Origin of the sequence: Alteromonas sp. BZK5 (assembly GCF_014349115.1) — a bacterium.
Taxonomy (GTDB): domain Bacteria; phylum Pseudomonadota; class Gammaproteobacteria; order Enterobacterales; family Alteromonadaceae; genus Alteromonas; species Alteromonas macleodii.
Map to the genome: position 1 here is coordinate 1 of NZ_JACSOE010000233.1, position 1,793 is coordinate 1,793.

Annotated in this window: 1 protein-coding gene; it reads left to right on the top strand. The window is 45.2% G+C overall.

All coding sequences use genetic code 11. The features are described 5' to 3' along the window. On the top strand, window positions 1–1,443 hold a 1,443-nt coding region (locus BIZ39_RS21570), incomplete at its 5' end, for a gamma-glutamyltransferase family protein (protein WP_187448078.1). Between the last annotated feature and the right edge of the window lie 350 nt (window positions 1,444–1,793).

Here is a 1,793-nt window from a genome sequence, read left to right on the forward strand (position 1 = left end):
GATAATAAGAACAAAGTACTTCACACCTTTGACGGCCGTGAAACCGCACCGAAAGCTGTCAATTCTCATTGGTTTATTGAAGGTAATAAGCCAATGCGCTGGTTAGATGCCGTAGTAGGCGGTAAGTCAGTTGGCGTGCCTGGTGCAGTAAAAGCGCTAGAAATGGCTCAGGGCGAGTTCGGTAAGCTGCCTTGGAATACGCTGTTCGACGATACAATCAAAACAGCAGAAGACGGCTTTAAAGTATCGCCGCGTTTAGCCAAACTTATTGCATTAGACTATCACCCTGGATTGAAAACCTTTCCTGCAAGCTCTACTTACTTCTTCCCAGCAGGCCTGCCATTAAAAGAAGGCACAGTAAGGAAAAATAAAAAGCTAGCTAAGACCTTAAGAGGAATTGCTGAAAAGGGCAGCGACTATTTACTAAAAGGAGAAGTTGCCGAAAAAATAGTGGAAGCGGTTAATAATGCGGAGATTAACCCTGGCCAAATGTCGTTGGAAGATTTAGCAAGCTATGAACCAGTAAAACGTGAACCCGTATGTGGCTTGTACCACGAAAAACGCATTTGCGGTATGGCACCACCTAGCTCAGGTGGCGTAAACGTTTATCAAATTCTAAAAATGTTAGAAGGTTTTAACCTTAGTCAATACGCACCGGATTCAGTAGAGTTTGCCAACCTGTATACGCAAGCAAGTGCGCTTTCGTATGCCGACCGCGAGAAGTTCATAGCGGATAGCGATTTTACTAACTTGCCGTTTGCGGCCATGATTAATACCGCTTATCTTCAGCGCCGAGCCGAGAGTATTGCTGTTGATAAAGAGTGGCGTCGCAAGCGCGCGGGTAATCCATACGCTGATGCGAATGTAGCACTTGGTACGTCAATGGAGCTGCCCAATACCTCACACGTTTCTATAGTAGACAAAGAGGGCAATGCAGTATCAATGACTACCAGCATTGAATTTATGTTTGGTTCTGGGATTATGGTAGAAGGCTTCCTGCTTAATAATCAGCTTACCGACTTTTCATTTTCACCAACCAAAAACCGTTTTCCAGTTCCAAATCGCGTAGAGCCTGGTAAGCGCCCTAGAAGTGCTATGAGCCCAACAATGGTGTTCGACAAAGAAGGGAACTTAGAGGTTGTTGTAGGCTCGCCGGGCGGCTCTAGAATTGTAAGCTACGTCGCTCAAACCCTAATTGGAGTTTTAGACTTTGGCTTGGATATTCAGCAAGCCATCAATCTTCCTAAAATTACTAATCGAAACGACTATACGGCGTTAGAGAAGGGCACACCAATAGCTGAGCTTGAAGAGCCGTTAAAGGCACTCGGCCATAACGTTAAAGTAGTGGATTTAAACAGCGGTCTTCATGGCATTCAGTTTAAATCAGGTAAATTAATTGGCGGCGCAGATCCTCGCAGAGAAGGCATTGCAGTAGGGCGCTAATTTGGCGTTTGCCTAGTTAAAACTAGATGCAGCAATGCGCTGTTGAGTGAGTGAAAGCGGAAGGTTAGATATCTTCCGCTTTTTTGTTTGAGGCGGACGGTAACACTCGAGAGAAGAGTTATCTTTTATCGACTAGTTCGTGTAAGGCAATCAACCATCAAATATTAATATAACCTTCAAGGTAAGACACCGCTTGGCCAGAAATAAGCACGCGGTCACCTGCCACCTCACATTTTAATGTGCCGCCTCGTTTGCATGTTCCGGCCCATTCCGATCACCCATTTCGGTTCAATCCGATCACTGATTTCGGTCTAATCCGATCGCCTATTTCGGAGTTATCCGATCAAAAA